At 74.0% G+C, this 25,755-nt stretch carries 23 protein-coding genes; 7 read left to right on the top strand and 16 right to left on the bottom strand.

What is annotated here, in order from left to right:
* Positions 1–407: 407 nt before the first annotated feature.
* The 11 genes from ACWD3O_RS22530 to ACWD3O_RS22480 all read right to left on the bottom strand — a co-directional run bounded on the left by ACWD3O_RS22530 (position 408) and on the right by ACWD3O_RS22480 (position 10,504).
* Positions 408–1,496, bottom strand: a complete 1,089-nt coding sequence (locus ACWD3O_RS22530; RefSeq protein ID WP_451417117.1) for an acyltransferase — start codon at positions 1,494–1,496, stop codon at positions 408–410.
* 139 nt (positions 1,497–1,635) lie between these two features.
* Positions 1,636–1,956 carry a GNAT family N-acetyltransferase gene (locus ACWD3O_RS22525; protein ID WP_451417116.1) on the bottom strand — a complete coding sequence of 107 codons (321 nt, stop codon included), beginning with the start codon at positions 1,954–1,956 and terminating at the stop codon, positions 1,636–1,638.
* 274 nt (positions 1,957–2,230) lie between these two features.
* Positions 2,231–3,028, bottom strand: coding sequence for an aspartate racemase/maleate isomerase family protein (locus ACWD3O_RS22520; RefSeq protein WP_451409353.1), 798 nt, complete (start codon positions 3,026–3,028; stop codon positions 2,231–2,233).
* Positions 3,028–4,551 carry an MFS transporter gene (locus ACWD3O_RS22515; RefSeq protein WP_451417115.1) on the bottom strand — a complete coding sequence of 508 codons (1,524 nt, stop codon included), beginning with the start codon at positions 4,549–4,551 and terminating at the stop codon, positions 3,028–3,030. Before ACWD3O_RS22515 ends, ACWD3O_RS22520 begins: the two co-directional genes overlap by 1 nt.
* Positions 4,552–4,646: 95 nt before the next feature.
* The gene (locus ACWD3O_RS22510; protein ID WP_451417114.1) at positions 4,647–5,348 is read right to left on the bottom strand and encodes an HAD family hydrolase; all 702 of its coding nucleotides are present in this window, start codon (positions 5,346–5,348) and stop codon (positions 4,647–4,649) included.
* Complete coding sequence (locus ACWD3O_RS22505) at positions 5,345–6,313, bottom strand: pseudouridine-5'-phosphate glycosidase (RefSeq protein WP_451417113.1); 969 nt, start codon at positions 6,311–6,313, stop codon at positions 5,345–5,347. Before ACWD3O_RS22505 ends, ACWD3O_RS22510 begins: the two co-directional genes overlap by 4 nt.
* An 18-nt stretch (positions 6,314–6,331) precedes the next feature.
* On the bottom strand, positions 6,332–7,012 hold the full coding sequence (locus ACWD3O_RS22500; RefSeq protein WP_451409357.1) for a transglutaminase-like domain-containing protein: 681 nt from the start codon (positions 7,010–7,012) through the stop codon (positions 6,332–6,334).
* A gap of 15 nt (positions 7,013–7,027) precedes the next feature.
* Entirely contained in the window at positions 7,028–8,161 is a 1,134-nt protein-coding gene (locus ACWD3O_RS22495) for an acyl-CoA dehydrogenase family protein (RefSeq protein ID WP_451417112.1), read from the bottom strand.
* A 65-nt stretch (positions 8,162–8,226) separates the two neighbouring features.
* The gene (locus ACWD3O_RS22490; protein WP_451409359.1) at positions 8,227–8,601 is read right to left on the bottom strand and encodes an ectoine synthase; all 375 of its coding nucleotides are present in this window, start codon (positions 8,599–8,601) and stop codon (positions 8,227–8,229) included.
* A gap of 107 nt (positions 8,602–8,708) precedes the next feature.
* Positions 8,709–9,020 (bottom strand): acyl carrier protein, encoded by a 312-nt coding sequence (locus ACWD3O_RS22485; RefSeq protein WP_451417111.1) that lies wholly within the window; start codon positions 9,018–9,020, stop codon positions 8,709–8,711.
* A complete protein-coding gene (locus ACWD3O_RS22480) occupies positions 9,017–10,504 on the bottom strand; it encodes an AMP-binding protein (protein WP_451417110.1) in 1,488 nt (495 codons plus the stop codon). The genes ACWD3O_RS22485 and ACWD3O_RS22480 overlap by 4 nt, the downstream gene beginning before the upstream one ends.
* Positions 10,505–10,888: 384 nt before the next feature.
* Here ACWD3O_RS22480 and ACWD3O_RS22475 point away from each other — a divergent pair, with 384 nt between their 5' ends.
* Positions 10,889–12,106, top strand: a complete 1,218-nt coding sequence (locus ACWD3O_RS22475) for an IS701 family transposase (RefSeq protein WP_451417109.1) — start codon at positions 10,889–10,891, stop codon at positions 12,104–12,106.
* On the opposite strand, the gene ACWD3O_RS22470 is transcribed toward ACWD3O_RS22475, so the two are convergent.
* Positions 12,067–14,094: a helix-turn-helix domain-containing protein gene (locus ACWD3O_RS22470; protein ID WP_451417108.1), complete on the bottom strand. Its 2,028-nt coding sequence runs from the start codon at positions 14,092–14,094 to the stop codon at positions 12,067–12,069. The genes ACWD3O_RS22475 and ACWD3O_RS22470 overlap by 40 nt on opposite strands.
* A 255-nt stretch (positions 14,095–14,349) precedes the next feature.
* Here ACWD3O_RS22470 and ACWD3O_RS22465 point away from each other — a divergent pair, with 255 nt between their 5' ends.
* Together ACWD3O_RS22465 and pabB are read left to right on the top strand one after the other, a co-directional pair.
* Positions 14,350–15,081, top strand: a complete 732-nt coding sequence (locus ACWD3O_RS22465; RefSeq protein ID WP_451409364.1) for a methyltransferase domain-containing protein — start codon at positions 14,350–14,352, stop codon at positions 15,079–15,081.
* Positions 15,082–15,173: 92 nt separating this feature from the next.
* On the top strand, positions 15,174–17,330 hold the full coding sequence (gene pabB / locus ACWD3O_RS22460) for an aminodeoxychorismate synthase component I (protein ID WP_451417107.1): 2,157 nt from the start codon (positions 15,174–15,176) through the stop codon (positions 17,328–17,330).
* A 61-nt stretch (positions 17,331–17,391) separates the two neighbouring features.
* Here pabB and ACWD3O_RS22455 read toward each other — a convergent pair whose 3' ends face one another.
* The 3 genes from ACWD3O_RS22455 to ACWD3O_RS22445 form a co-directional block, all read right to left on the bottom strand.
* Positions 17,392–18,297 carry a transaldolase family protein gene (locus ACWD3O_RS22455; protein ID WP_451417120.1) on the bottom strand — a complete coding sequence of 302 codons (906 nt, stop codon included), beginning with the start codon at positions 18,295–18,297 and terminating at the stop codon, positions 17,392–17,394.
* A 112-nt stretch (positions 18,298–18,409) separates the two neighbouring features.
* Positions 18,410–18,583 carry a hypothetical protein gene (locus ACWD3O_RS22450; RefSeq protein WP_451417106.1) on the bottom strand — a complete coding sequence of 58 codons (174 nt, stop codon included), beginning with the start codon at positions 18,581–18,583 and terminating at the stop codon, positions 18,410–18,412.
* 66 nt (positions 18,584–18,649) lie between these two features.
* Complete coding sequence (locus tag ACWD3O_RS22445) at positions 18,650–19,417, bottom strand: SDR family oxidoreductase (RefSeq protein ID WP_451417105.1); 768 nt, start codon at positions 19,415–19,417, stop codon at positions 18,650–18,652.
* A gap of 92 nt (positions 19,418–19,509) precedes the next feature.
* Between ACWD3O_RS22445 and ACWD3O_RS22440 the strand changes: the two genes are divergently transcribed.
* Positions 19,510–20,121: a TetR/AcrR family transcriptional regulator gene (locus ACWD3O_RS22440; RefSeq protein WP_451417104.1), complete on the top strand. Its 612-nt coding sequence runs from the start codon at positions 19,510–19,512 to the stop codon at positions 20,119–20,121.
* Positions 20,122–20,197: 76 nt separating this feature from the next.
* Here the strand turns inward: ACWD3O_RS22440 and ACWD3O_RS22435 are convergent, their stop codons facing one another.
* Complete coding sequence (locus ACWD3O_RS22435) at positions 20,198–21,475, bottom strand: MFS transporter (protein WP_451417103.1); 1,278 nt, start codon at positions 21,473–21,475, stop codon at positions 20,198–20,200.
* Between the two features lie 228 nt (positions 21,476–21,703).
* Between ACWD3O_RS22435 and ACWD3O_RS22430 the strand changes: the two genes are divergently transcribed.
* The 3 genes from ACWD3O_RS22430 to ACWD3O_RS22420 all read left to right on the top strand — a co-directional run bounded on the left by ACWD3O_RS22430 (position 21,704) and on the right by ACWD3O_RS22420 (position 25,347).
* The gene (locus ACWD3O_RS22430; RefSeq protein WP_451417102.1) at positions 21,704–23,719 is read left to right on the top strand and encodes a prolyl oligopeptidase family serine peptidase; all 2,016 of its coding nucleotides are present in this window, start codon (positions 21,704–21,706) and stop codon (positions 23,717–23,719) included.
* Entirely contained in the window at positions 23,716–23,898 is a 183-nt protein-coding gene (locus ACWD3O_RS22425) for a hypothetical protein (RefSeq protein ID WP_451417101.1), read from the top strand. The genes ACWD3O_RS22430 and ACWD3O_RS22425 overlap by 4 nt, the downstream gene beginning before the upstream one ends.
* Positions 23,899–23,979: 81 nt before the next feature.
* Entirely contained in the window at positions 23,980–25,347 is a 1,368-nt protein-coding gene (locus ACWD3O_RS22420) for a cytochrome P450 family protein (protein WP_451417100.1), read from the top strand.
* Positions 25,348–25,755 lie beyond the last annotated feature (408 nt).

The raw sequence follows: 25,755 nt of genomic DNA, 5'->3' as shown, positions 1-25,755 counted from the left end.
CAACGGCCCGATCACCGCCCACGACTCATCAGTCAGCTCATGACGACGCACCACGAACAGACCAACGACGCCCCCACTTTGCGGACACGACCTAGGGCCTGTCCGGCGGATCATGCACGTGGGTCGCGGGGCCTGGCACGCACGTCTGCGGCGTTGTCGTCGGTCCACGACGCTCCGCGTTGCCTCCCTCCTCCGCCTTGCAGCCGCACGCACCAGACCCCGCTCAAGCGGCGTACGAAGCGAACCCGGCGGCGAGAACGGCATGATCCGCCGGACAGGCCCTAGCCGCCGCCCGCAAGTCGCCTCGCCCCCGCGGGTCTGAGTCCGCCGCCCCGAGTCGGCACCCGTCGCGAGCCGCGCACCCGCCGCGGGCCCGGGCCGCCGCCCCCGCGCCCCGGCCCCCCGCGTCAGCCGAAGAGTCGTCGGAGGTTCAGCTTGCCCCACAGCAGGCTGGTGGCGAAGGACAGGGCCAGGACCGTCACCACCAGGGCGACCAGCAGCAGCCCGGCCACCGGCCCGCCGAGGTCCGGCGACACCAGCGGCCGCACGATCTCCTCGACGAACAGCACGTGCACCATGTACGCCCCCAGCGCCGCGTCGGCCAGCGTCCGCAGCCGCGGGCGCCACGCCTCGGGCACCCGGACCCTGCTGACCAGCAGCAGCACGCAGGCGGTCATCGCGGCGACGAACAGGTGCGCGTTGGGCAGCACGTAGTGGACCTGCGTGTTGTACCAGAGCGCCCCGGCCATGGTGAGCGGCAGCAGGACGGCCAGGGGCCACCGCTTGCGCAGGACCCCCGCCGGAAGGGCGAACAGCAGCGCGCCGCCGACCGCGTACACCAGCGAGTACGTGCCGAACCCCCAGGCCGCCGGCGGCGTCCCGTGGCCCGTCACCTCGGCGATCGTGGTCAGCCCGCTCGGCAGCACGGCGATGCCGAGCAGCGCGGCGCCGAGCCCCCACGGCCGCTGCCCCGCCCTGATCAGCACCGCGAAGGCGAGCAGCATGATCACCGGGATGTAGGTGTACATGAACCACAGGTGGTAGGCGGGCTGCACCGAGGCGAACAGCGAGTTCGCCGCCAGCTCCGTCATGGGCCGGTCGTTGCGGTCCCGCAGCCACGCCCAGACCAGGTAGACCGCCGTCCAGGCGAAGAGCGGGACGACGTTGCGGACCACCCGCTGCCACATACGGGAACTGTCCCTGGGCGGGGCTCCGACCAGCACGGCCCAGCCGGCGATGGCGAAGTACATGGGGACGGCGAAGGCGTTGACGCCTTCGGCGAGGTGGCCCGCCCAGTACGAACCGGCGCCGTTCCGCGGGTCGTTGCCGGTGGCGTGGATGAACTGGGCGCCCACGTGGCCGAGCATGACGGTCGCAGAACAGATCAGCCGCATCAGATCGATGTCGAAGCGGTGTTCGCGTGCCGGGGCGGTGGGCTTGTCGGAGGTGACGCTGCCCCTTTGGAGCGGCATGCGTACCGCGGTGTCGTTCTGCACCGCGCAACTCTCGATGGGTCCGGTGTACGGGAGTTGACGGGAGGATGACACCGCCGTGGCCGCTGGGTTGTCGGTCGGTCGACCGCCGTTCACCCGCCGCGCACGGGTGGGGCGGCGGGGACGGGAGGTGCGCCGGGGGTCAGTCCACCACGGAGCTGCGGCTCGTGTAGCGCAGGTCGTGGTACTCGGGGTGGCGGTCGATCCAGCCCGAGTAGAACGGGCAGACGGGGAGCACCTTCTTGCCCTGGGCCCGCGCGTCGTCCAGGGAGGCGCGCACCAGCGCCGACCCGATGCCCTGCCCCTCGTAGGCCGGGTCGACCTCGGTGTGGGTGAACGCGATCATGTCCGGCGTGCGGATGTACCGGGCGAGTCCCGCGACCCGCGTCCCGCCGTCGGCGTGGGCCTCCCAGCGCCCCTCCGGCCCCTCGGTGTCGGGGACGTTCCTGGTCTCGACGTGCATGGGAGCTCCTTGGTGCGTGACGGGCGGGCGGCCGGGGTGTGACGGGGCGACTGTACGGGACCGGGCCGGTGACCCGCCCGGCCGGTGCCGGACGTGCCGGACGTGCCGGATGTGCCGGACGTGCCGCTCGTCAAGGCTCGGCGCGCGGCCCGCCGCCCGCAACCGCGGGACACCCGGCCGGCCGCGCTACCGGACGCGACGGCCCGTCACCCCGCACGCCGCCGGAGCGGCGGGCGGGGTGACGGGCAGGGTGACCGGGCGGGGTGGGGCGGAGTCAGGGCAGCGGACGGGTGAAGAGGCTTCCCCCGTCGGCCGTGCCGGTGCCCGGTGCGGCGTGGCGCAGTCCGTACCAGAGGACCGCCTGGTTCGAGGTGATGACCGGGACGCCGAGTTCCTGCTCCAGGGGCACCACGGCGGCCCGGGCGGGGAAGCCGCTGCCCGGGACCAGGACGCCGTCCGGGCGCGGGTGGTCCGGGTCGTGGAACGCCTTCACGACCTGCTGGTGCACCTCGGTGGCGTCGATGGTCCAGTGGGCGCCCTCGTCGAAGGCGTTGTAGCGGGCGACGCCGTCCCACTCCGGGCCGAGCTCGAACTGCACCAGCCTGGTCCGCCCGACGCCCACCTCGGCCAGGTAGTCGCGCGTGGCCCGGAACGTCGGCTCGGTGAACCACGGGGGCATCACCAGCAGCGGTCGCCGGACACCGGACGCCCGCAGCGCGGCCGTGATGGCCGTCGCCGCGGTGTGGACGGGCGTCCCGTGCGCGTGGGCGGCCGCCGCGGCGGCGAACTCGGTGTCGAACGCGGGCCCTCCGAAGAAGCTGCTCGACCCGAAGCAGAGCGCGATGCTGTGCACGCCCAGCCGGCCCAGCTGGTCCAGGCCACGGACGACGTCGGGCGCGTTCGCCAGGGCCGCGGCGGGGCTGCCGACGTACTCGGTGTCGGCGGGCCGCGGGCACTCGAAACGGGCGGTGTGGACGGACACCCCCTCCGGGGCCGTGCGCCAGATCTCGGTCTCGGGCACCGGGTCGTTGTGGATGACGAGGATGCCCAGGCGGGCGGCCGCCGCGGCCATCAGCTCTCACCCGCCTTGGCGGGGGCCCGGACACCGGCCGTCCGGCCGCCGTCAGCCCGCTCGCCGTCAGCCCGCTCGCCGTCCGCCCGCTCGACGCCCGCCGGCTCGCCGTCCCGGCCCGCAGAGGCCGCGGCGTCCTGGCCGCCGCCCGGCGTGAAACCGAGCCAGGCGAGCACCGCGCCGGCCACGGCGATCCCGCCGGCCAGCAGGAAGCCCGTGCGGAAGGCCCCGTCGCCCGGGTCGGTGCCCAGGACGAGGACGAGGGCCGCCACGCCGAGGGCCCCGCCCGCGTACTGGGTGGTGGTCATCAGCGCCCCGGCCACGCCCTGGTTGCGGTCGTCCACGTCGCGCGTGCCGCCGACGAACATCGTGGTGTAGATCATGCCGTGGCCGAGGCCGCTGACGACCAGGCCGGGCAGCATGCCCGTGAGGTAGCCGTGGTCGCGCGCGGAGAGGCCCAGCAGCAGGAGCCCGACCGCACCGATCACGAAGGCCACCGTCAGGCAGCGGCGCACGCCGAGGGGCCCCACCAGCTTCCCGGCGATCATGTTGCCGAAGGTGATGCACGCGGCGAGCGGCAGGAACGCGATGCCGGCGGCGAGCGGCGTGTACCCGCGGCCGTCCTGCAGGAGCAGCGTCACCAGGTAGAACTCGACGCCCGCCACGCTCGCCATGTACAGGGCCGAGGAGCCGCAGCCCATGACGAGGCTGCGGGTGCGCCGCAGCGCCGGGTCGACCAGGGGCTGCCGGCTGCCGCGCTCCCGCAGCCCGAACAGGACCAGCAGGACGGCCCCGACGGCGAAGGAGCCCAGGGTCGCCGGCTCGGTCCAGCCGATGTCGGCGGCCAGGGTGAGGCCGAGGACGGAGACCAGCACCATGGCGGTGCACAGCACGGCGTTGAGGACGTTGAGGGCCGAGTGGCGGCCGCGGTCGGCCTTCCCGGGCAGGAAGCGCGGGGCCGCCAGCACGCACAGCACGGCGAAGGGCAGGTTGACGAGGAACGTCCACCGCCAGGAGAGGGTGGTCAGCAGTCCGCCGATGACCACGCCGGCCGCCAGCCCGCTGGCGCCGACCGTGCCCCAGACCGCGAGCGCCCGGGTGCGTTCCCGCCCCGCCGGGAACGTGGTGTTCACCAGGGCCAGCACCGACGGCTGGAGGCAGGCCGCGGCGACGCCCTGGGCGCCGCGGGCGATCAGCAGCAGCGCCGCGTTCGCCGCGATGCCGCCGAGCAGGGAGGCCACGCCGAAGAGGACCAGCGCGGCCATGAACAGCTTGCGGGCGCCGATCCGGTCGCCGACGCGGCCGCCGACGATCAGGAAGCCCGCGAAGAACACCGAGTAGGCGCTGACGACCCACTGCATGGCGCTGCCGGACAGCGTCAGCTCGGAGCCGATCTCGGGCAGGGCGACGAAGATGATGGAGAAGTCGAGCGCGATGAGGAACTGGGCCGCGGAGAGGGTGACGAGGCCGCCGACGGGACTGCGCGTCGCCGTCGGCGCGGAGGACGGTGAGGGAGTGGACATGGGATCAATGACCGCCTGGTTCTTGTGTTCGTCCTGGGTGTGGGGAGGAGGGGCGGGCCCGGGGAGAGCCGATCCGCTCGCCGGGCCCGCCCGGTTCAGGAGGGGGCCGATGCCGTCGAGGGGAGGCGGCCGGTCAGCGCCCGTTCCAGCGCGCCGACCGTGTCCGCCACCAGCCCGGCGCCCGCCTCGGTCAGCTGCCGCGCGGAGGCGACCCCGTAGGAGACGCCGACCGCCGGCATGCCGGCCGCCGACGCCATCCGCATGTCGTCCACGGCGTCGCCGACGACCAGGCACCGCTCCGGCGCGATGCCGACCGACCGGGCGGCGAGCAGCGCGAGGTCGGGGTGGGGCTTGCCGCGCGGAGCCATGCCGTGGCAGACCACGGCGTCGAACTCCCCGGCGAGACCGGCGGGTTCGAGGAGCTCCAGGGCGCTGGCCCGGATCTTGCTGGTGCAGATCGCGGTCCTGGTCCCCTCGGCGCGCAGCCGGCCCAGCAGCTCCGGCACCCCGGGGAAGACCAGGTCGGCGGCGTGGGGGACCACCTCCTTGCGGAACCGCTCGCGGAAGTGCGCGACCGCCTCGGCCACCCGCGGGTGGTCCTCGGGCAGCCCGGTGAGCTCGGCGAAGACGGCGGTGAGCGGCCGGCCGACGGTGGCGCGCACCCGGTCCTCCGGGACCGGCGGGTGGCCGGTGTGCGCCAGGACCCGGTGGAGCACCCGGGCGATGGCGCCCGGGGTGTCCAGCAGGGTGCCGTCGAGGTCGAAGAGGACGGCGGCGGGCGTGCCGGGAAGCGTCATGCCGGTGCTCCCGCCCGCTCGGCGAGCTCGAGGGAGAACTGCGCGGCGAACTCGCCGGCGAGGGCCGCGGTCGACAGCAGCACGGACCGGTTGGCGGCCGCGGTGCGGCCCTGGGTCGCCTGCGCTATCGCCTTCAGCAGGTACGGCGTGATCGCGGGGCCGGTGACCCCGGCGGCCTTCGCCTGGGCGGTGGCGTCCTCGAGGGCGGCCTCGATGTCCTCGGACGGGATGCCGTCGGCCTCCTGGATCGGATGGGTGACCAGGGCCGAGGTGGCGGTGCCGGTCCGCCAGTGGTTGAGGACGACGGCGGCGATCTCCCGCAGGTCGTCCAGCCGGTGCGGGTTGCGCACCCCGCTGCTGACGCTCAGGTAGGCGGGGAAGTCGTCGCAGCGGTAGCCGATGACCGGGATGCCCGCCGTCTCCAGCCACTCCAGGGTCCACGCGGGGTGCAGCATGGACTTGGCCCCGGCGCAGACCACGGCGACCCGGCTGCGGGTGAACTGCACCAGGTCGGCGGAGATGTCGAAGCTGTACGGGGCGTCGCGGTGCACCCCGCCGATGCCCGCGACCGCGAAGACCGGGATGCCCGCCAGCTCCGCCGCGACCAGGGAGGAGGAGACGGTGGTGGCGCCGAGGCCGCCCCGCGTCAGGGTGAGGGAGAGGTCGCGGGTGCTGACCTTGGGGACGTCGGGGGAGGAGGCGAAGAGTTCGAGCTGCTCCTTGGTCATGCCCACCCGGATGCGGCCGTCCAGGACCGCGACCCGGGCGGGGACCGCGCCGGCCTGGCGGACCTGCGCGTCGATGTCGAGCGCCAGGTCGAGGTTGGCGGGGTACGGCAGCCCGTGCGGGATGGCCGAGGACTCCAGGGCGACGACCGGCCTGCCCTCGTGGAGGGCCTCGCGCACCTCCTCGTCGATGTCCAGCAGGGCGGGGTCGGCGGCGGGCGCCACGGTGGTGGTGTTCATGGGGGTCTCCTCGACGGGTCAGTTGCTCAGGACGGACGGGGGGACGGCCTCGGAGGCGAGCGAGCCGCCGGAGACGGTGCCGGTCCCCTCGAGGAACCGCGGGTGCGCCCGGCGCATCGACGCCATGACGAACTCGTACGGCAGGTCGTCGAAGGCGCCGTGGTCCTTCAGGAACTCCATGGCTCCGCCGTCGCCGTGCGGGTGGTGGAGGCTGTCGGACAGGCCGTCGAACTCCAGGGGCCGCATGCCGTAAAGCCGGCAGAGCAGCTTGTTGAAGACGGGGGTGGCCTTCACCCAGCGGCCCTCCAGGTAAATCTGGGTCAGGCCGTGGAAGAAGACCTCGCCGCCGATGTGCTCGATCAGACGGGGCGAGGCGAGGTGGTTGCGGACGTCGCCGTACACCAGCCGGGACGGGATGCCCAGGGCGCGGACGGCGGCGGCGAACAGGACCGACTTGTGCAGGCAGAAGCCGGACCTGAGGGTGGCGGTGCTGGACGCCTTCAGTCCCTCGCGGGACAGGTCGGCGCCGTACACCTCGTAGTGGACGGTGTCGCGGACCGCGTAGTACAGCTTGACGGCGTTGACACGGTGGTCGGCCGAACGGTCGTCGACGACCTCGTCGATGAAGGTCTGCACCGCCTCGGACTGGTGGTCGAGGAACTCGGTCGGGGCGGTGAGGTGGCTGGGCAGCTCGGTCATGGTCTCGTTCCCTGGTCAGAGGCCGAGGAGGCTGGCGATCCGGGTGCGCTGGATCTCGCTGGTCCCGGAGTAGATGGTCCCGGCGACGGAGTCGCGCAGGGCGCGTTCGACCCCGTGGCCGGTGAGCACACCGCGTCCGCCGTGGATGCGGACCGCGTCGAGGGCGTTCTGCACGTTCGCCTCCGACACGACGGTCTTGGTGGCGGCGAGGTCGACGGCGGCGTCCTGGCCGGACTCCACCTTCCGGCCGGTGTCGCGCAGCCACTTCCGGGCGGTCTCGGTGCGGATCTGCATGTCGGCGATCTTGTGGGAGATCGCCTGGTACTTGCCGATGGGCCGGCCGAACTGCTGCCGCGCCCGGGCGAAGCGGATGGTCTCCTCCAGCCGGCGGGTCATCTCGCCGAGCGTGATGGAGAAGGAGAAGAGCACTTCCCGCTTCATGACGTGGTCGAGGGCGAGGAATCCGGCGCCCTCCCCGCCGACCCGGTGGCTGACGGGCACCCGCAGGTCCTCGAAGGCGAGCGTGCCGACGGGGCTGGTGCGCAGCCCCATCTTGTCCATGGCGGGACCCACCACCAGGCCGGGCGCGCCGGCCTCGACCAGCAGGCAGGTGAGGCCGAACGGGCCCGGTGCGCCGGTGCGGACGTAGAGCAGGAACAGGTCCGCGACCGGCGCGTTGGTGATGAACATCTTCCCGCCGTTGACGACGTACTGGTCGCCCTCGCGCACGGCGGTGGTGGAGATGTTCATGGCGTCGGAGCCACCGGACTCCTCGGTGATGGCGTGCGCCGTGATCAGGTCACCGGAGACGATCTTCGGGAGGTAACGCTCCTTCAGCTCGTCCGAGGCGAAACGTTCCAGCGGCACGCCGACGGACACGATCTGGGTGGAGACCGAGAAGGACAGGCCGGAGTCGCGCGACACCCGGCCCAGTCCCTCCAGGGCGAGCATGGTCTCGGTCAGCGAGCGGCCGTGCCCGCCGTAGGCCTCGTCGAAGGGGACCCGCAGGATCCCGGTCTCCTGGACGGCGGACCACTTGCGCCGGGAGAACTCGGCCCGGCCGTCCAGTTCCTCGACGTCGGCGTTGAGCCGCTCGGCCCAGGGAGTCGTCAGGTGCAGGAGGTCGTGCTGCGGTGCTCGGTCGGACATGGTGCGGTTCTCCTCTGTACTCCGCGTGTACTCCGCGAAACGGGGCCGGTGGCTCGGTGCCGGGATCAGTACTGCGAGAAGCCGTCCTCGGACAGGGTGTGCCGCTCGTCGCCGACGATCGGCGGGTTGAACACCGAGACGAGGTGCAGGTCCTCGTAGTCCGAGGCGATGAGGTAGTGCGGGTCGTGCTGGTCGAGGACGTAGATCGTGCCCGGGACGATCTTGTGCCGGGTGCCGTCCTTCTCGACCACCTCGCCGGAGCCCTCGACGCAGTAGCAGGCCTCGAGGTGGTTGCGGTACTGCAGGGCGCTCGTGGTGCCCTGGCGCACCAGGGTCACGGCGAAGGCGAAGCCCATACGGTCGGCCTCCACCAGGAGACGGTGGCTGGTGCCGTTGCCCCACTCGACGGGGACGACGTCGTCGACGCTACGGGTGAACACAGGAACTCTCCTTCGGTGTTGGTGTGCGGTGCTGGGTGCGGCGTACGGGGTGGTGCGTGCGGGTCGTGGGTATGGGGGTGGTGGGTGGCGGCGCCGCCGGGTAGGTGTCAGGCCGCGACGGGTCCGGCGTGCCGGCGTATCAGCCCGGTGATCGAGGCGATGGTCCGGAAGTCGTCCGGCGCGATGTCGATCTCGTCCATCGGCACCCGGTAGGCGGTCGCGATGTGCGAGACAAGCCGGACCAGGCCGAGGCTGTCGATCACCCCGGCGGCGGCGAGGTCGTAGTCGTCGGTGAGGTCCGAGACGTCCTCGCCCGCCAGGAACTCGGCGGCGATGTAGGCGCGGATCTCGTCGGCGGTGTGCCGGTCGGCGGTGTGCTGGTCCGAGATGTGCTGGTCCGCGATGTGCTGGGTGGTCATGCGGTCGTGGTCTCCTTCATGCGGTCGGCCCGGATCCGGTTGCGGTCGGGCTTGCCCGTGGACGTGCGGGGCAGGGGGTGGTCGGTGATGTGGACGGACGCGGGGACGGCGTGCCGGGGCAGTCGCGCGCCCGCGAAGGCGCGCAGGCCCAGGCCGGTCAGGGCGGTGACGGGCCGCCGGGTCACCACGGCGTGCAGCCGGACGCCGGCCCGGTCGTCGGGAAGGGCGACGACGACGGCCTCGGCCACCTCGGGGTGCGCCCCGATGACGGCCTCCACCTCCTGGAGGTTGGTGCGGATGCCGCGCACCTTGACCTGCCAGTCGGCGCGCCCCTCCAGATGGACCAGGCCGTCCGCGGACCGGACGACGAGGTCACCCGTCCGGTAGTACCTCCGGCCGCCGATCTCGGTGAACGCCGCCTCGTCGAGGGAGCTCTGGAGGTAGCCGTCGGTCTGGAACGGCGTCGCCACCAGCAGCTCGCCGTGGCCCGGGCCGTCCAGGACGGCTCCGTCCGCGTCGACGACCAGAGCGCGCACCCCGGGCAGGGGGCGGCCGATCGGCAGCCTCTCCCCGGCACCCGCACCGGCCCCGGCGCGGGGGACCTCGTGGACGAACGAGTCGTTGGTCTCCGTGCAGCCGAACACGTTGTGCAGCCTCGCCCGGGGGTACGCGGCGAACACCGCGGGCAGCAGATCGGCCGGCATGGCCTCCCCGGTGAACACCGCGTGCCGGACCGCGGGATACACCCCGTCGGTGTCCCGGGCCAGCAGCCGGTGCAGCAGGGGAACGCCCTGGACGAAGGTGACGCCCCGTTCCGAGACCAGCGACCGCAGGCGGCCGGCGTCCGCGGCGTGCTCCTTGCCGACGAGCACGACATGGGCGCCCAGCCGCAGGAACGTCCACAGGTCCAGCAGCGCCAGGTCGAAGTTGAGGGGGGCGTAGGAGAGGGCGACGTCGTCGGCGCCCAGCTCGAAGGCGTCGGCGGCCCAGTCGGCGAACGCGGTGAAGCCGTCGACGGGAATGGGCACGATCTTCGGGGTTCCGGTGGAACCGGAGGTGGTGAGCAGCAGCCGGGTGCGGGCGGCGTCCGGCACCGCGAACCCCGTCGCCTCGGCCTCGTCCGGCTCGACCGGCTCGGCCGTCAGGCCCGCCCGCTCGTCAGCCCGGAGCAGCAGGCGGGCCCGGGCCCGCCTGCTCAGCCGGTCCAGCGCCTCCACGCCGAGGTCGGGCGAGGGGACGAGCGCGACCAGCCCCTGCCGGAACACCGCGAGGAGCAGGGCGACGGTCTCCGGCGACTTGTGCGCCGGCACGCAGACGGTGGCGCCGGCGTCCAGCGGCAGTCGCCGCAGGTGCTCGGTGAACGTCCGGGTGAGGTCGTCCAGCTGCCGGTAGGTGAGGCTGCGGTGACAGCAGGACAGGGCCACCCGGTCGGGGTGTCTGCCTCGGTGAGAGCCGACGGCGTCGGCCAGTTGCGGTGACGGCACGGGGCTGCCTTCCGACGGTGGGGGACGAGGGATGCGGCCGGCTGCGAGGGTCCGTCGTTCGGGACCCGAGCCGGGCGTTGACCACGGCCATCACTGTCTGGATCGGCCGGGGATGCCACAAGCGCCGTTCCGGATCCTCATCAGGTCCGCGGAAGTCCGTCAGGTTGCCGTGCCGCGCGGCCGGGCCGCGCCGCCGCGATGGTGGCCGGCCCACCACCCGGCTTCCCGTCGGAGGGGGCGCCACCGGGATCCCGCGGCGGGGTGGCGGTGGTCCGGCCACCACCGTCGCGGCCCGAGAGGGTTCCGGTGACACCTCCTCCCGGAGCACGGTCGGTCGGCAGTCTGGGACGCGTCGGAGTCGGCCGGGCGAGAGGCAGGGTGACCATGAGCGGAACGTTTCCTGGCGGAGCCTGGGCGGACCCCGGGTGGGCGGCGCTCCACGAGCCGGCGGACACCGTCGCGGAACTGTCCGCCGCGCTCTTCCCGCGGACGTTGCGCAGGAAGGACCAGCGCTGGTGGGCCGAGCAGTACGTGCGCGGGCTGCTCCGCGCCGACGGCCGCAAGTCGGTGCGCCGGATCGCCTCCGCCGTCGGCGGCGGAGCGGCCGAGCAGAGCCTGCACCACCTCATCTCCGCCTCCACCTGGGCCTGGACGCCGATGCGGGAGGCCCTGGCCCACCACCTGCAGGAGCTCGTGCCGCCCACCGCCTGGGTGGTGCAGCCGATGGTCATCCCCAAGGTGGGCGAGCACTCGGTGGGCGTCGGCCGGCACGTCGCGCCCGGCCCGGGCCGGCCGGACAACGGCCAGCAGGCCTTCGGCCTGTGGTTCGCCTCCGAGCGGTCGAGCGCCCCCGTCAACTGGCGGCTGCACCTGCCGGGCGGCTGGCTCCAGGACCCGGAACGGCGCCGGAGGGCCGAGATCCCCGACGGGACGGCCGAGGAGACGCTGGAGGAGTGCGCGGCGGCGGTCGTGCGGGCCACCCTCGGGTGGGGGCTGCCGCGCCTGCCCGTGGTGCTGGGGGCGACGGGCCCGGACCCGGGCGTGACGTTCCGGCGGTACCAGGCCGCGGGGGCGCCGCTGCTGGTGCGGATCCCGGGCTCCGCCCCGGTCACCGTGCGCGAGCCGTCGCTGCCGGGCTTCGGCGCGGGCCCGCTGAGCGCGCAGCGCGTCGCCGACTCGGTCAGGGCGCTGCGCCGCCCGGTGCGGTGGACCGACCCGTCAGGCGGTCAGGAGGCCGTGCGGCACTCGCTGGTGGTGGGAGTACCGGTGGTCCTGCCCCGGACCGGCGAGAGGGGCGGACGGCCGGGGCTGCTGCTCGGCGAGTGGAGCGACCCGGGCCGGCCGCCGACGGAGTTCTGGCTCACCGACCTGGAGGGCACGCCGCCCCCGGTCCTGCTGCGCCTGGCCAAGCTGGCCCGGCGGGTGACCCGGGACTGCGCCACCACGGGCGCGGAGGTCGGGCTGCGGGACTTCGTCGGCCGGTCGTTCAACGGCTGGCACCGGCACACCACGCTGGCCTCGGTGGCCTACGCCGCGCGGATGCTCGCCGACGCGGGCGCGGACTACGCGGTGCCCGAACCGGTCGAGGCCCACAGCGCCTGACCGGGCAAGGCCTGGCCGGGCGCCGCGGCGCCGTCGCCCTCGCCCTCGGCCAGCAGGTGCCGGGTGCGGTGCAGCCGCAGCGCCAGCTGCACCTCCAGCGCCCGGGCGGGTTCCTGCCAGTGGGGGCCCAGCAGGTCGGTGATCCGCTCCAGTCGCCGTGACACGGTGTTCGGATGGACGTGCAGCAGCTCCGCCGCCCGCGTGGGGCTGCTGCCGGAGGCGAAGTACGACTCCAGCGTCCGCACCAGCTCCGTCGACTGCTGGCGGTCGTACTCCAGCACCGGCCCGATCGCCGAGCCGACGAACCGCGCGACGTCCTGCTTCTCGGACAACAGCAGCCCCAGGAAGCCGAGTTCGTCCGGCGAGGCGGTGCCGCCGGTGCCGTCCAGCGCGGTGAGCGTCTCCAGGCACCGCTGGGCCTCCCGGTAGACGTGCCGTACCTCGTCCGGCGCGGCGGTGGGCCCGGCCGCGCCCGCGGTCACCGGATGGCCGAGCACCGCGGACAGCTCCCGCCGCACCGACCGGGCCGCGCCGGCCGGGTCGTCACCGGGGAGCAGGAGCACGATGTGGCCGCCGTCGACGTACTTGAGCCCCGACAGCCGCTGCGCGTACGCCGCCGCCCAGGCGTTGGCCCGGCTCTGCGAACCGCCCTCGGGCCGGGCCACGACGACGACGTGCGGCTCGCCGAGGTCGACCGCGAGACGGCGCCCGCGGGCCGCGAGCTGCCCCCGCGGCAGCTGGGATATGTGCAGCAGGTCGTGCAGCAGCTCGTCCCTGACCTGTCCCTCGGCCACCGCCGTGCCGCGCTGCAGCAGCAGGTGGACGGCGACGGCCTGGGCGGCCAGGCCCAGCAGCCGCTCCTGCTCCCCGGACGGGGCCCGCGCCCCGCACAGCACCAGGGTGCCGAGGTTCTCCGTGCCGCCGGTGACCGGGCCGGCCAGCAGCACACCGCCCGCGCCGTCGTCACCCCTGACGAGTCCCTCACCGGCCCGCGCGTCCAGGCAGACCCGGTCGAGCGCCGGGTGATCTACGCGAGTTGAGTCCGGGCCCGAAAAAAGAGCCGGCAGGTCCGGCGTGTGCGCGAGGTGCTTGTCGACGGGGTCGCGCAGCACCAGTGCCCCGCCCAGTTCGGCCGCAGCCCGCTCCATCAGGGCGTTCAGGTCGCCCCCGCCGAGTGCCTGGTCGAGCAGGGTCCGGTGGACCCGGTGCAGCCGGTTCGCCCCGGCGGAGGACGCCTCGGCCCGCGCGACGTCACCCGCCAGCGAGGCGACCTCGGTGCGGGTCCGCTCCAGCAGCCGGGTCCGTTCGATGGCGACGGCCGCCAGGTCGGCCAGCGAGGTCATCAGCGCGATCTCGTCCGGCAGGAAGTGCCGGACGTTGCGGTCCGCGCCGTAGAGCACGCCCATCGTCGCGTTCTCGTACCGCAGCGGGATCGCCATCACGGCCCGCAGCCCCTCCGACCGCACGACGTGGTCGATGGCCTCGTCGTGGGTGAAGGTCTCGTCCCGCATGTAGTCGGGCGTCCAGAAGGGAGCGACCCGCTGCCGCGCCTGCCAGCCGACCCCGCCGCCGCTCGACACCAGGAACCCGACCGTGATCGCCGAGGCGTACCCGTCCGCGGCCTGCACACGGGAGGACCCGTCGTCGCCGAGCATGCTCACCCAGGACATGTCCAGGCCCATCAGCAGCCGGGTCCTGCGGGTGATCACGGTCAGCAGACTGTCCAGGTTGTACGGCTGGGTCAGGTCGCGGGCGGTGTCCACCAGCGCGGACAGCCCGGCCTCGCGCTGCTGACGCCGGGCGAACAGCTGCCTGACCTCCAGCGAGCGGTTCTTGGCGGCGGCCACCGCCGCCAGCGCGTCCTCGCCGGCATCCTCCCGGGCCGCCTCCCGGACCAGCTCCTCGAACTGCTCGACGGGCGCCTCCCTGGCCAGCAGGTCGAGCATGGCGAGCGCGTACCTCTCGAGCAGTCCCTCACTGGCCGGCATCCTGCGGCTCCCCCCAGGCAAAGGTGCGAGATCGAGGGAAAGCTAGATCAGATGCTCGTCAGGGGTCAACAACGGCCCTGCCCCTCATCGAGATAAGGCCAGTTCACGCGCACGACGGTGGCGCGATCACCCCTGTGACCACCATCCGTTGTCGTCCGGGCACCTTCCGTCACTCGCCCCCCTCCCGTCAGGCTCGGTACCAAGGGCATCGCACAGTGCGACGCCACCGAACGGATCGGAACAGTGGAGACCCCCATGCCGAACACATCGCAGGTGCAGGACTACCGGCGTTCGCTGGAGCGCAGCCGCCAGTCCCTCGTCCGCGCGGACCGGCCCTCCGTCTTCACCCTTGCCGGGCGGCAGTGGGACCTCCTCGACGAGGTGTTCGCGCCCCTGTACTCGCCGTCCACCGGCGTCGCCCTGGACCTGCTCGGACTCACCGGCCCGGCGGGCGACGGGGCGCACCGGGGCTCGTTCCTGGAGATCGGCTGCGGCACGGGCGCCATCGCGGTGACCGCCGCGCTCGCCGGACACGGCCCGGTCGTCGCCTCGGACATCAACCCCCAGGCGGTGCGCAACGCCGCCGTCAACGCCCGCCGCCACGAGGTGACCGACCGGGTCACCGCCGTGCACGGCGACCTGTTCTCCGGGCTCGCCGACGGCGAGCGGTTCGACACCGTCTTCTGGAGCTCCAACTACGTGCTCGGCCCCGACCACTACCAGTACGAGTCGGACCACGAGCGCGCCTACGTCGACGCCGGTTACCGGTCGCACCGCGGCTACCTGGAGCAGGCGCCGCTGCGGACGACGCCCGGCGGGCGGGCCCTGCTGCACTTCAGCAGCCGGGGCGACCACTCCCTGCTGTCCCGCATGGCCGCCGAGGCGGGCCGCGAGCTGCGCCTGCTGGACAGCCGCACGGTCAGGGAAGGGGAGTACGGCGACGACCTCGTCGAGCACGTGCTCCTGCAGATCGTGCCGGCCGCCTGACCACCGGCCGACCGACCGACCGACCTGAGCTGACTCGATTCGACCGACTCGACCCCACCGACTCGACTCGACCCGACGAGGGAACCACGTCCATGCGCACCCTGCTCGTCGACAACTACGACTCCTTCACCTACAACCTGGTCCACCAGATCGCACGCGTCACCGGCGAGGAGCCGACGGTCGTCCGCAACGACGATCCGCACTGGCACCCCGGTCTGCTCGCGGACTTCGACAACGTCGTCGTCTCACCGGGGCCCGGCACCCCGGAACGCGCCGCCGACTTCGGCATCTGCCGGGAAATCGTCGAGCGCGCCGAACTCCCGCTGCTCGGCATCTGCCTCGGCCACCAGGGCATCGGGCTGGTGCACGGCGCGAGCGTCGGCCGCGCCCCGAGGCCCCGGCACGGGCAGACCTCACCCGTCCTGCACGAGGGCGTCGGGCTCTTCGCGGGACTGCCCTCGCCGTTCGAGGCGGTGCGGTACCACTCGCTCGCCGTGACCGGCCTCCCGGAGCACCTGGAGGTCACCGCCTGGACCCCCGACGGGGTGGTCATGGGCCTGCGGCACCGCGAACGCCCGCTGTGGGGCGTCCAGTTCCACCCGGAGTCGATCTGCTCCGAGTACGGCGACGAACTGCTGGCGAACTTCTTCGCCCTGGCCCGCGCGGGCGCCGGCCGCCACCGGGCCTCTGCCACCGGTGTGTCGGCGTCCCCGACGGCGCCCGCCGCTGCCGGTGCCGCTGCGGGTGCGGGTGCGGGTGCTGGTGCCGCTGCCGGTGCCGGTGCCGCTGCCGCCGCCCCGGCCCGTTCGCTGCGGGTGCTGAGCGCGCGGGTCCCCACCCCCTGCGACGACGAGACCCTCTTCGAGCGGCTGTTCTCCGACGGCGACCACGCGTTCTGGCTGGACAGCAGCCGGCGTGACGAGCAGGGCCGGTTCTCGGTCATGGGCGACGCCTCCGGGCCGCTGGCCCGGGTGGCCACGGCCGACGTCGCCACCCGCACCGTCACCGTGCGCTCGGCGACGTCCGAGGAGACCGTCGAGGGCCCGTTCCTGCGGTGGCTCGACCAGGACCTCGCCTCCCTCGACGTCGAAGTGCCGGACCTCCCCTGCGACTTCGCCCTCGGCTGGACCGGCTACCTCGGCTACGGGCTCAAGGCCGAGTGCGGCGCCCCGCCCAGCCACCGCGCCGAGGAGCCCGACGCCGTGATGGTCTTCGCGGACCGGGCCCTGGTCCTCGACCACCGGACCGGCACCACCCATCTGCTCGCCCTGGCGGAGGCCGGCGCGACGCACGCCGCCCGGACCTGGCTCGACGACACCCGCCGGCGGCTCGCCGCACTCGCGGGCGCCGCGCCGGCCGGCCGCCCCGAACCCCCCGCCGCCCCGGGGCCGGTGCGGCTGCGTCACGACCGTGCGGCCTACCTCGGCCTCGTCGGCGCCTGCCAGGAGGAGATCGCCGCGGGGGAGAGCTACGAGATATGCCTCACCAACATGGCCGAGGTCCACGGCGACCTCGACCCCTGGCAGGGGTACCGCCACCTGCGGCGCACCAGCCCCGCCCCGTTCGGCGCCCTGCTCCGGTTCGGCGACCTGTCCGTGCTCTCGACCTCACCCGAACGGTTCCTGCGGATCTCGTCCGACCGGATCGCCGAGTCCAAGCCCATCAAGGGCACCCGCCCCCGTGGCTCCACCCCCGCGGAGGACGCCGCCCTCGCCGCGGACCTGCGCACCCACGAGAAGGACCGCGCCGAGAACCTGATGATCGTCGACCTGGTCCGCAACGACCTGGGCCGGTGCGCGGAACCCGGCACCGTGCGCGCCGACCCGGTCTTCGCCGTCGAGAGCTACGCCACCGTCCACCAGCTCGTCAGCACGGTGACCGCCCGGCTGCGCCGCGACAGCGGCCCGGTGGACTGCCTGCGCGCGGCCTTCCCCCCGGGGTCGATGACCGGTGCGCCGAAGATCCGGACCATGGAGATCATCGACCGGCTGGAGAACGGCCCGCGCGGCGTGTACTCCGGGGCCATCGGCTACCTCTCCCTCTCCGGCGCCGCGGACTTCAGCGTGGTCATCCGCACCGCCGTCGTCACCCCCGGACGGCTGCGGTACGGGGTGGGCGGCGCGGTCGTGGCCCTGTCCGAACCCGAGGCGGAGTTCGAGGAGACCGTCGTCAAGGCGGCCCCGCTGCTCGCGCTGGCCTCCTCCACCGCCCGGGACCTGACGGACCCGGTGCCGGCCCCCGCACGGTGACGCCGCCGCGGTGACGCCCTCGCCGTGACGCCCTTGCCCTGTTGCCGCGGGCCCGGTCCGGTCAGCCGAACCGGGCCCGCAGCAGGTGCGCCCCGACCGCCTCCACGTCCACGTCCCGCTCCGCGAGCAGCCGCAGCGCCAGCGCGGACTGCGCGTGCCGGCCCATCAGGGTGTCGCCCTCCAGGTTGTCCCTGCGCGCCGCCGCCTCCGCGGTCTCCACCGTCATCACGTGCGCGGTGTTCCAGCTGACCAGCGACCGGACCTGCTCGGGCCGCGTCACCGACCACAGCAGCATGGGCGGGCGGGTGCCGGCGTTCCTCAGCACCCGCCAGTTCCCGCACGACAGCGCCGTCTCCCGCGCCCGGTACAGGAGCCGGGCGGTCGCCAGCCCCGCCGTGTCGCGCAGTCCGCTCGCCGCGCCGCGGGGGAGCCGGTCGAGCCGGGCGTTCACCTCCGCGTCGAGCAGCCCCAGGTCGCTGGAGGTGGCCACACCGAGGCTCTTGAGCTCCACGCCACGGGCCAGGGCCCGCTCCAGCCCGGCGCGCTGGGCCGCCAGGACGGCCTGGTACTGCCGCACCGAGAACACCGACGTGCACTCGACGCCGATGCCCTCGGCGAGACAGTCCGGCACGGCGGCGATCCCCGCCGGGCTCGCCGGAACGCCGATCAGCAGGTTCGGCCGGTCCACCGCGCTCCACAGCGTCCGCGCCGCCGCCACCCAGGTCGCCGGATCGTCCACCCGTTCCCAGGCCGTGGCGGCGAGGGTCACGAAACCTCCGTCCGCCCGCAGCGCGTCGCACGCGGCCCGGACCACCCCGTACGCCGCTCCCAGCGGCATCCGGATACCACGGAAACCCCACGCCACGGCGTCGAGCACCGACGCCTCGTCCCACGGGGAGACCGCCCACCACGGCGCGACCCCCTCGGCGGCGAGCTTCCTGAAGAGCCTCCTAGCTTCTACCGTCATCACGCCCCGAAGCTATGCCCGCTCGGCCGACAGGTCGATCGCATCCCGCAGAGGCTGTCAAGTCCGCCTCACCCTTGTCAGGTCGCGGGGCGCCGCCGCGGTGACGCGAACCTCAGGCACCGTCGCCGTACCGGCGGGCCGGCCGGAAGTGCTCCGGCGGAGTGCGGCGGCCGGAGCGGAACACCTCCAGGGCCTGATGCGGCGGGGCGGCCGAGCCGGCGAACAGCACGCTCCCGTCCGCGGCCACGTACACCCGCCCGCCTCCGCGCGCGACATGCGCGGCCACGACGGCGTCGTCCTCGGGCAGCGGGGTGACGGCGAGCGGCGGTCGGTCCGGCGTGGGTGTCGCCGGTCAGAGCTGGGAGCCGCCGGTGGCGTCGACGACCTGCCCGGTCACCCAACGGGCCTCGTCGGAGGCGAGGAAGGCGACCACGTCGGCCACGTCCTCGGGACGCCCGACCCTGCCGAGGGCCGACAGGTCGGCCGCGGCCTTCTCGGCCGCCTCGTTGCCGCGCAGCCAGGCGGCGTTCATGTCCGTGTCGATGATGCCGGGCGCCACCGCGTTGACCGTGATGCCGCGGCCGCCGAGGGCCTTGGCGAGGGTGAGGGTGAAGGCGTCGACGGCGCCCTTGGTCATGGCGTACGCGATGATGTCGGTGAGCGCGATCCGGGTGGCCCCGGAGGAGACGTTGATGATCCGCCCGCCGTCCCGCAGGCGCTTGAGCCCCTGCTGGGTGAGGAAGAACAGCGCGCGCATGTTGACCGCGACGGCCTCGTCGAACGCCTCGACCGTGGTCCGGTCGATCTCGCCCCGCGGCGTGACGCCGGCGTTGTTGACCAGGATGTCGAGGCCGACCTCGCCGGAGTGCTCCAGGATCTGGCGGTCGAATCCCTCCCAGAGGGTCTCCACGTCACCGGGGCTGCCCAGCTCGGCGCGGACCGCGAACGCGGTTCCGCCCGCGGCGCGGATCGCGCCGACGGTCTCCTCGGCGGCCGCGGCGTCGCGTCCGTAGTGCACGGCCACCACCGCGCCGGCGCCCGCGAGCCGTTGGGCGATCGCCCGCCCGATCCCCCGGCTGCCACCCGTCACCAGTGCCGCCCTGCCCGCAAGCCCACCCATGACCTCTCCCTTTCCCCAGTCGAAGTTTTTTGTAGCGATGGCTACGCAAGTACCGTACGTCAGTTCCCTAGCGATCGCTGTAAAATTCAGTCATGACGACGACGGCGAAACGCGGCAGGCCGCGGAGCTTCGACCGGGAGGCCGCGCTCGCGCAGGCCACGCTGCTGTTCTGGCAGCACGGGTACGAGGGCACGTCCATCTCCGACCTGACCACCGCCATGGGGATCTCACCGCCGAGCCTGTACGCGGCCTTCGGCGACAAGCGGGCGCTCTTCTCCGAGGTCGTGGAGCGCTACGGCGGCTCCTTCGGCGCGTTCATGGAGAGTGCGCTGGAGGGGGAGGACGACCCCCGCGCGGGCTTCGCGAGGATGCTGGACGAGGCGGCGGTGTCCTACACCTCTCCGGAGCACCCCGCGGGCTGCCTGGTCATCAGCGCGGCGACCAACTGCTCCCCGCAGACGGCCGACGTCGAGCGGACCCTGCGTGAGCGCAGGGTGGCGAACGTGCGCTCCTTCGAGACGAGGCTGAAGGACGCCGAGGCCGGTGGGTCGCTCCCCGAGGGGACGGACACCCGGGCCCTGGCGGTGTACTTCGCCGCGGTCGTGCAGGGGATGTCGCAGCAGGCGCGGGACGGGGCGACCACGGCCGAGCTGCGGCGCGCGGCCGAGTACGCCATGGCGGCCTGGCCCGAGCCCCTGACCTGAGGCCGCCTCGCCCGCCGGGCGGCCGCCCGGCCACCTGCGCGAGGCCACCGCGTCGGGCTCGGACGCGGAGTACAGGTCAGTCCGCGTCCCCGGTGGCCCGGAGGCGGCGCAGGGCCAGGATGAGATTGACGCTGCCGAACGTCGCGAGCGCGGCGACGCCCCACAGGGTCGCCGCGACACCGGCCCGGTCCAGCACGGCGCCCGCGGCCAGGAAGCCCAGCGGCCCGGCCAGGGTGCTGATCGTGACCACGGCCTGCAACACCTTGGGCCCGAAGCCGTCCGGCAGCCGCGCGGAGAGCAGGCCCATCAGCGGCGCGTTCGCCAGAGGCGCGGCGGCCGAGGACAGGCCGACGGCGACGACGAGCACGCCGGCCGGCACGGGCACCAGCAGCGTCCACAGGGGCAGGGCGACGCAGATCAGGGCCGTGCAGGCGAGTCGTACGGGGGCGACCCGCGCCGCCAGCGCATAGGCGGCCACCGAACCCACCAGGCCACCGGCTCCCAGGGCGGCGATCAGCAGGCCGCCGACCCTGGCGTCCCCCTCGAACCGGGCGAACGCCAGCACCGGCATGGTGATCATCAGGGTCCGCAGCATCAGCCCGAACACCACGGTGGACAGCATCGCCCGGCCGAGGAACCAGTCGCCGCACAGATGCCGCACCCCCGCCCACAGGCCGCGGGGCCTGGCCGCGGACCCTCCGGCCCCGCCACCCCCTGCCGGGACGCGGCGCAGCAGCAGCAACCCGGAGAAGGCGAACGTGGCCGCGTTCAGCCACACCACCGATGTGGTCCCCACCAGCGGGATCAGCGCGCCCGCGAGCGCCGGTCCGGCGAACGCCGAGCCGTGCTGCACACCCTCCAGCGCGCTGTTGGCGCGGGCCAGGGAGCGGGCGTGCGGGCTCAGCAGCTCCATCGCCAGCACCCGCTGTGCCGCGTGGTACGGAACGGCCAACGCCCCGAGCGCCACGACGATCGCCACGAGGACGGCCGGTTCGAGCGCGCCCAGGGTCTGCAGCAGCGGGATCAGCGCCACCACCGGAGCGCGGGCGAGATCGGAGACGACCATGGTCCGGCGGGCGCCCAGGCGCTGGATGACCTCTCCGCCCGCGAAGCCGAACAGCGCCATGGGCAGCACCTGGGCCGCGAGGACCAGGCCCGCCCGCGTGGCCGATCCGGTGGTCTCCAGCACCAGCCAGGGCAGCGCCAACATGGTCGTCTGGGTGCCCAACGCCGTCGCCGCGCCGGCGACGTAGAGCGCCGTCAGCGCACGGCTCGGCCGGCCACCCGCTGTGTCGTTCGGCGCTCCGCCGGGTGGGACGGGGGCTGCGCCGGGCCGGGTCGCCGGGATCGTCATCCGGTCGCCCCTTTCTCCTCGGTGGGTCCGGGCATGTGGTCGCCCCCGCACCCTGTCGGCCGCCCACCGTCGGGTGCCAGGGAAGGACCGGCAGTGGCTCACTGCCGGTGCCGCTGCGCTTTCTTCCCTGCCACGCGGCTCGCCCGTCCGGCAGTGTGATGGCCGTCGGAGCCCAGCACACCCCAGGCCACCGGCGGCGGAAGCGGACCGACGAAGGGAGGGACGGCGATGAGCGGCGGTATCGGAACGGCGGTGCACGTCCCGTCCTTCGCCGCAGGCGACGGACGGCGAGCGGTCGAGACCCGGTACGTGGACGGTCTCCCGCAGATCGTGGCCTGGGACCTGACGACGGGTCGGCGCCGCCAGGTGACCACCGCACAGCTGGGTGTGGAGACCGCCGCCATCGAGCCGGACGGCCAGGGCCTGTGGTGGTTCGACGCCGCTCCCGGCGGTCAGGGCCGCTGGCTGCGCGGGCCGTTCGAGGGCGGGCACCCGCGCCCGGCGCTCGACGGCGTACCCGTCGGCCGGATGCACGGCCTGGCCTTCGACCCCCGCAGCGGCCTCGCCGCCGTCGGCGTCGGGGTCGCGGACCGCTCGCGGTACTACCTCGGCCGGCCGGGCGGGCGCGCCCGCCTGGTGGCCGAGGAGCCCGGCTACGCGGCAGTGGTGGGCCTGGCCCCCGGCGGCCGGCTGCTGGCCACCGCGGGGTGCCAGGCCGGCCCGGCCGCGGTCCGGCTGTGGTCACCGGCCTCCGGCGCCCTCGTGGACACCGTCCCCGGCGCGGCGGGGGACGGCGACGGCGGCGCGGCAGGGGACGGCGGCGCGGCGTGGGCGCTGGGCTTCCGCCCGGACTGCACCACCGCACGGCCCGAACTGCTGCTCGTCCTCGAACGCGCGGGCCGCCACACCCTGGCCTTCTGGCGGCAGGGCGAGGGGATCCGTGCGCACGCTCCCGGCTCCGCCCTCGACTTCGACACGGAGATCACCGCCTGCTGGTACGGGCCCGGCCGCACGGCGCTGGTCCAGCAGGACCGGGCGGGACGCAGCCGCCTGCTCCGCGCCGACCTCGACCGCGGTACGACGACGGTGCTTCCCACGCCCGAGGGCACGATCATCGACTTCTCCTGCGCACCCGACCGCACGGTCCACTGCCTGTGGAGCCGCGACGGCGAACCGCCCCGGCCGCTGATCCGCCGGCCGGAAGGCCCGGAAAGCCCGCGCAGTGCGGAGCACCCGGAACCCCCGGAACCTCCGGAACGTCCCGGCCCCTCCGGACACCCCGACCGTCCCGGCCGCTCCACGACGGTGTCACGCGGCACGGCGCCCGGCGGGACGACCGGATCCAGGCGCCGCGAGCTGTGGACCCGTCGGCCGTACGGGCAGATCCACAGCTTCGTGGCCACCCCGCCCGGCCGCGGGGCGGGCCACGACCCCTGGCCGACGGTCTTCCTCGTCCACGGCGGACCCCACACCCACGACCGGGACGCCTACGACGCACGGACCGAGGACCTGGTCCGGGCCGGATTCGCCGTGGTGCGCACCAACTACCGCGGCTCGACGGGCTACGGCCCCCGCTGGCGGGACGACTTCGGCCACCGGGTAGGCCTCGCCCAGCTCGAAGACCTCGCCGCGGTACGCGGCCACCTCATCGACGCTGGAGTCTCGGCGCCGGGCCGTACCGGCCTGTGCGGTTACTCCTGGGGCGGCTACCTGACGCTGCTGGCGATGGGCGTCCAGCCCCGGCTGTGGGACGTGGGGCTGGCCGTCGCCCCCGTGGCCGACTACACGGCGGCGTACCGGGCGACGACGCCGGCGCTGCGGGAGGTCGACGACCGGCTCTTCGGCGGCACCCCCGAGCAGGTGCCGCACCGCTATCGCGCGGCCTGCCCGATGACCTATGTGGGCCGCGTACGCGGCCCGCTCTTCCTCGCCGCCTCGGCGGACGACGAGAAGTGCCCGCCGGAACAGATCGAGCGCTATCTCGCCGCGCTGCGGCGCCGCGACGTCCCGCATCGCGTCCGGTGGCTCGGCGGCGGACACGATGTGGTCCGCGACCCGGCCGGATACGCCGCCGCCTGGGCCGCCATGGTGCGCTACGCCGACGACGCGCTGCGCGCCTTCCCCCAAACCGCCGACCCCCGCGACAGCGGGCGGACCGGCTCGCACCACCCCGTCCACCACACCATCCACGACACCGAAGAAACCGAAGAACCCGACAGAACCAAGGAAAGGGCAACCCCATGAAGCGTCACGGACTGCGCGTCGACCCCATCAGCGCCACCGAGCGGGAGCGCGGGCTCATCATTCACCCGGACACCCAGGCCGCCCTGGACAAGGCGGTCCCGGTCCGGCCGAACGGCTCGGCGCGCACCTGCGCCACCCGCACGAAGGAGAACACGGAGAAGAAGTCGCCCCTGCAGTGAGCCCAAGCGGCGCCGCAGCGGGGTGCCACGCCCGGCACCCCGCCGCGGCGCCGGCCGTGCCGGTGAGGACAGGAAGACATCATGACCACAGCTACGGCAGCGACGGCAGCACCCGGGACGGACAGTCCCCGGCCGGAGAAGCACCGGCCGGAGAAGCACCGGCCGGAGAAGCACCGGCCGGACGAGCACCGGCCGGACGAGTACCGGCCGGACAGGCCCGGGGCGACGGAACCGCGCCAGGACCCGCCGACGTTCCTCAGCGACCCGTACCCGACCCTGGCCAGGCTGCGGCAATCGGCCCCGGTCTCCGTGCTGCACGGCGACGGCGGCCTGCGGCTGTGGATCGTCACGCGCTACGCCGATGTCCGGGCCGCGCTCTCCGACCGCCGCTTCGCGCAGGACGTGCGGCGCGCCCAGGCCCTGGCCGAGAGCCGGGTCGAGGGCGTCAACCTGGGCGCCGAGATCACCCACATGCTCAGCAGCGATCCGCCCGACCACACCCGCCTCCGCCGCGTGGTCCAGGCGGCGTTCAGCCGCAAACGGGTCGAGGCGATGCGGCCGATGGTCGAGCGCATCACCCTCGAACTCCTCGACGGGCTGGACGCGGCAGCCGCGCGCCACACGACCCGCACCACCACCGCCACGGTGGACCTGGTACGCGACTTCGCCTTCCCGCTGCCGATCCTCGTCGTCTGCGAACTGCTCGGACTCCCGCCCGAGGACCGCGACCTCTACCGGAAGTGGTCGACCGCCATCGTCACCCAGGAGGGTGACCACGCGGCGTTCCGGCGGGCCGTCCAGGAGATGGGCTCGTACGTCCTGGCCGTCGCCGACCGGCGTGTCCGCCGCGACGACCGTCCCGCCGATCTGCTCACCGAACTGCTGGAGGCCCGCGAGCGCGGGGAGCTGACGGACGACGAGATCGTGGGCATGGTCGCCCTGCTGCTGATCGGCGGCCACGAGACCACCGTGAACCTGCTGAGCACCTCCTGCCTCGCGCTGCTGCGCGAGCCCGGCCAGGCCGCCTGGCTGCGCGCCGATCCCACCCGGATGCCCGGGGCCGTCGAGGAGTTCCTGCGCTACGACTCGCCCATCTGCATGGCCACCACCCGCTTCACCACCGAGCCGGTGGACGTCGGCGGGGTGGAGATCCCGAAGGACGAGTTCGTGCTGCTGTCCCTCGGCGCGGCCAACCGCGACCCGGCGCGCTTCCAGGACCCCGACCGCCTCGTCCTCGACCGCCGGGACGCCGGCCATCTTGCCTTCGGCGGTGGCATCCACCGCTGTCTCGGGGCCCTGCTCGGCAAGCTGGAGACCGAGATCGCGCTCACCGCGCTGCTCGCCCGATTCCCCGGAGCGACCCTGGCCTGCCAGGAGCGCGACCTGCGCTGGCGCAACACGATGATGCTGCGCGGCCTGGAGGCACTGCCCGTCACCCTGCGCCGCTGACGGGCCCACGCTCGCGTCGAGGTCGCGGACCCGCCGCCGCGCCCCTCCCGCCCTGCTGAACAGCAGGGCGGGAGGGGCGCGGCGGCATCGTCGTGTCAGATGTCGCGGAAAAGATGCGACGGTTCCGTGGCCTGCCGCGATCCATCTCCCTGAGTGACTGACCTGGGCAGATCGTCTTCCGACTGTTTCACGGTCGTGCCCGTCGACGCGGCCGAAAGTCCCAGAGGGCTCCCATCGGGCGTCGCCGACGCGGCCGACCTGGTTGGTGGCGAGTGCGAAGCCGGGGAAACCGGCCGTCCACTCCAGCTCCCGCTGCCAGCGGTCGTCAGCCACGTGGAACGGCGTCGGGATCCGGGGGGTCGTGAGGTACTGCGTCAGACTGCCGGGCAACTGGGCGGCGGCCATGGC

This window comes from Streptomyces sp. NPDC002640, from assembly GCF_053592575.1.
This window is presented reverse-complemented; position numbering and strand designations above follow the sequence as displayed.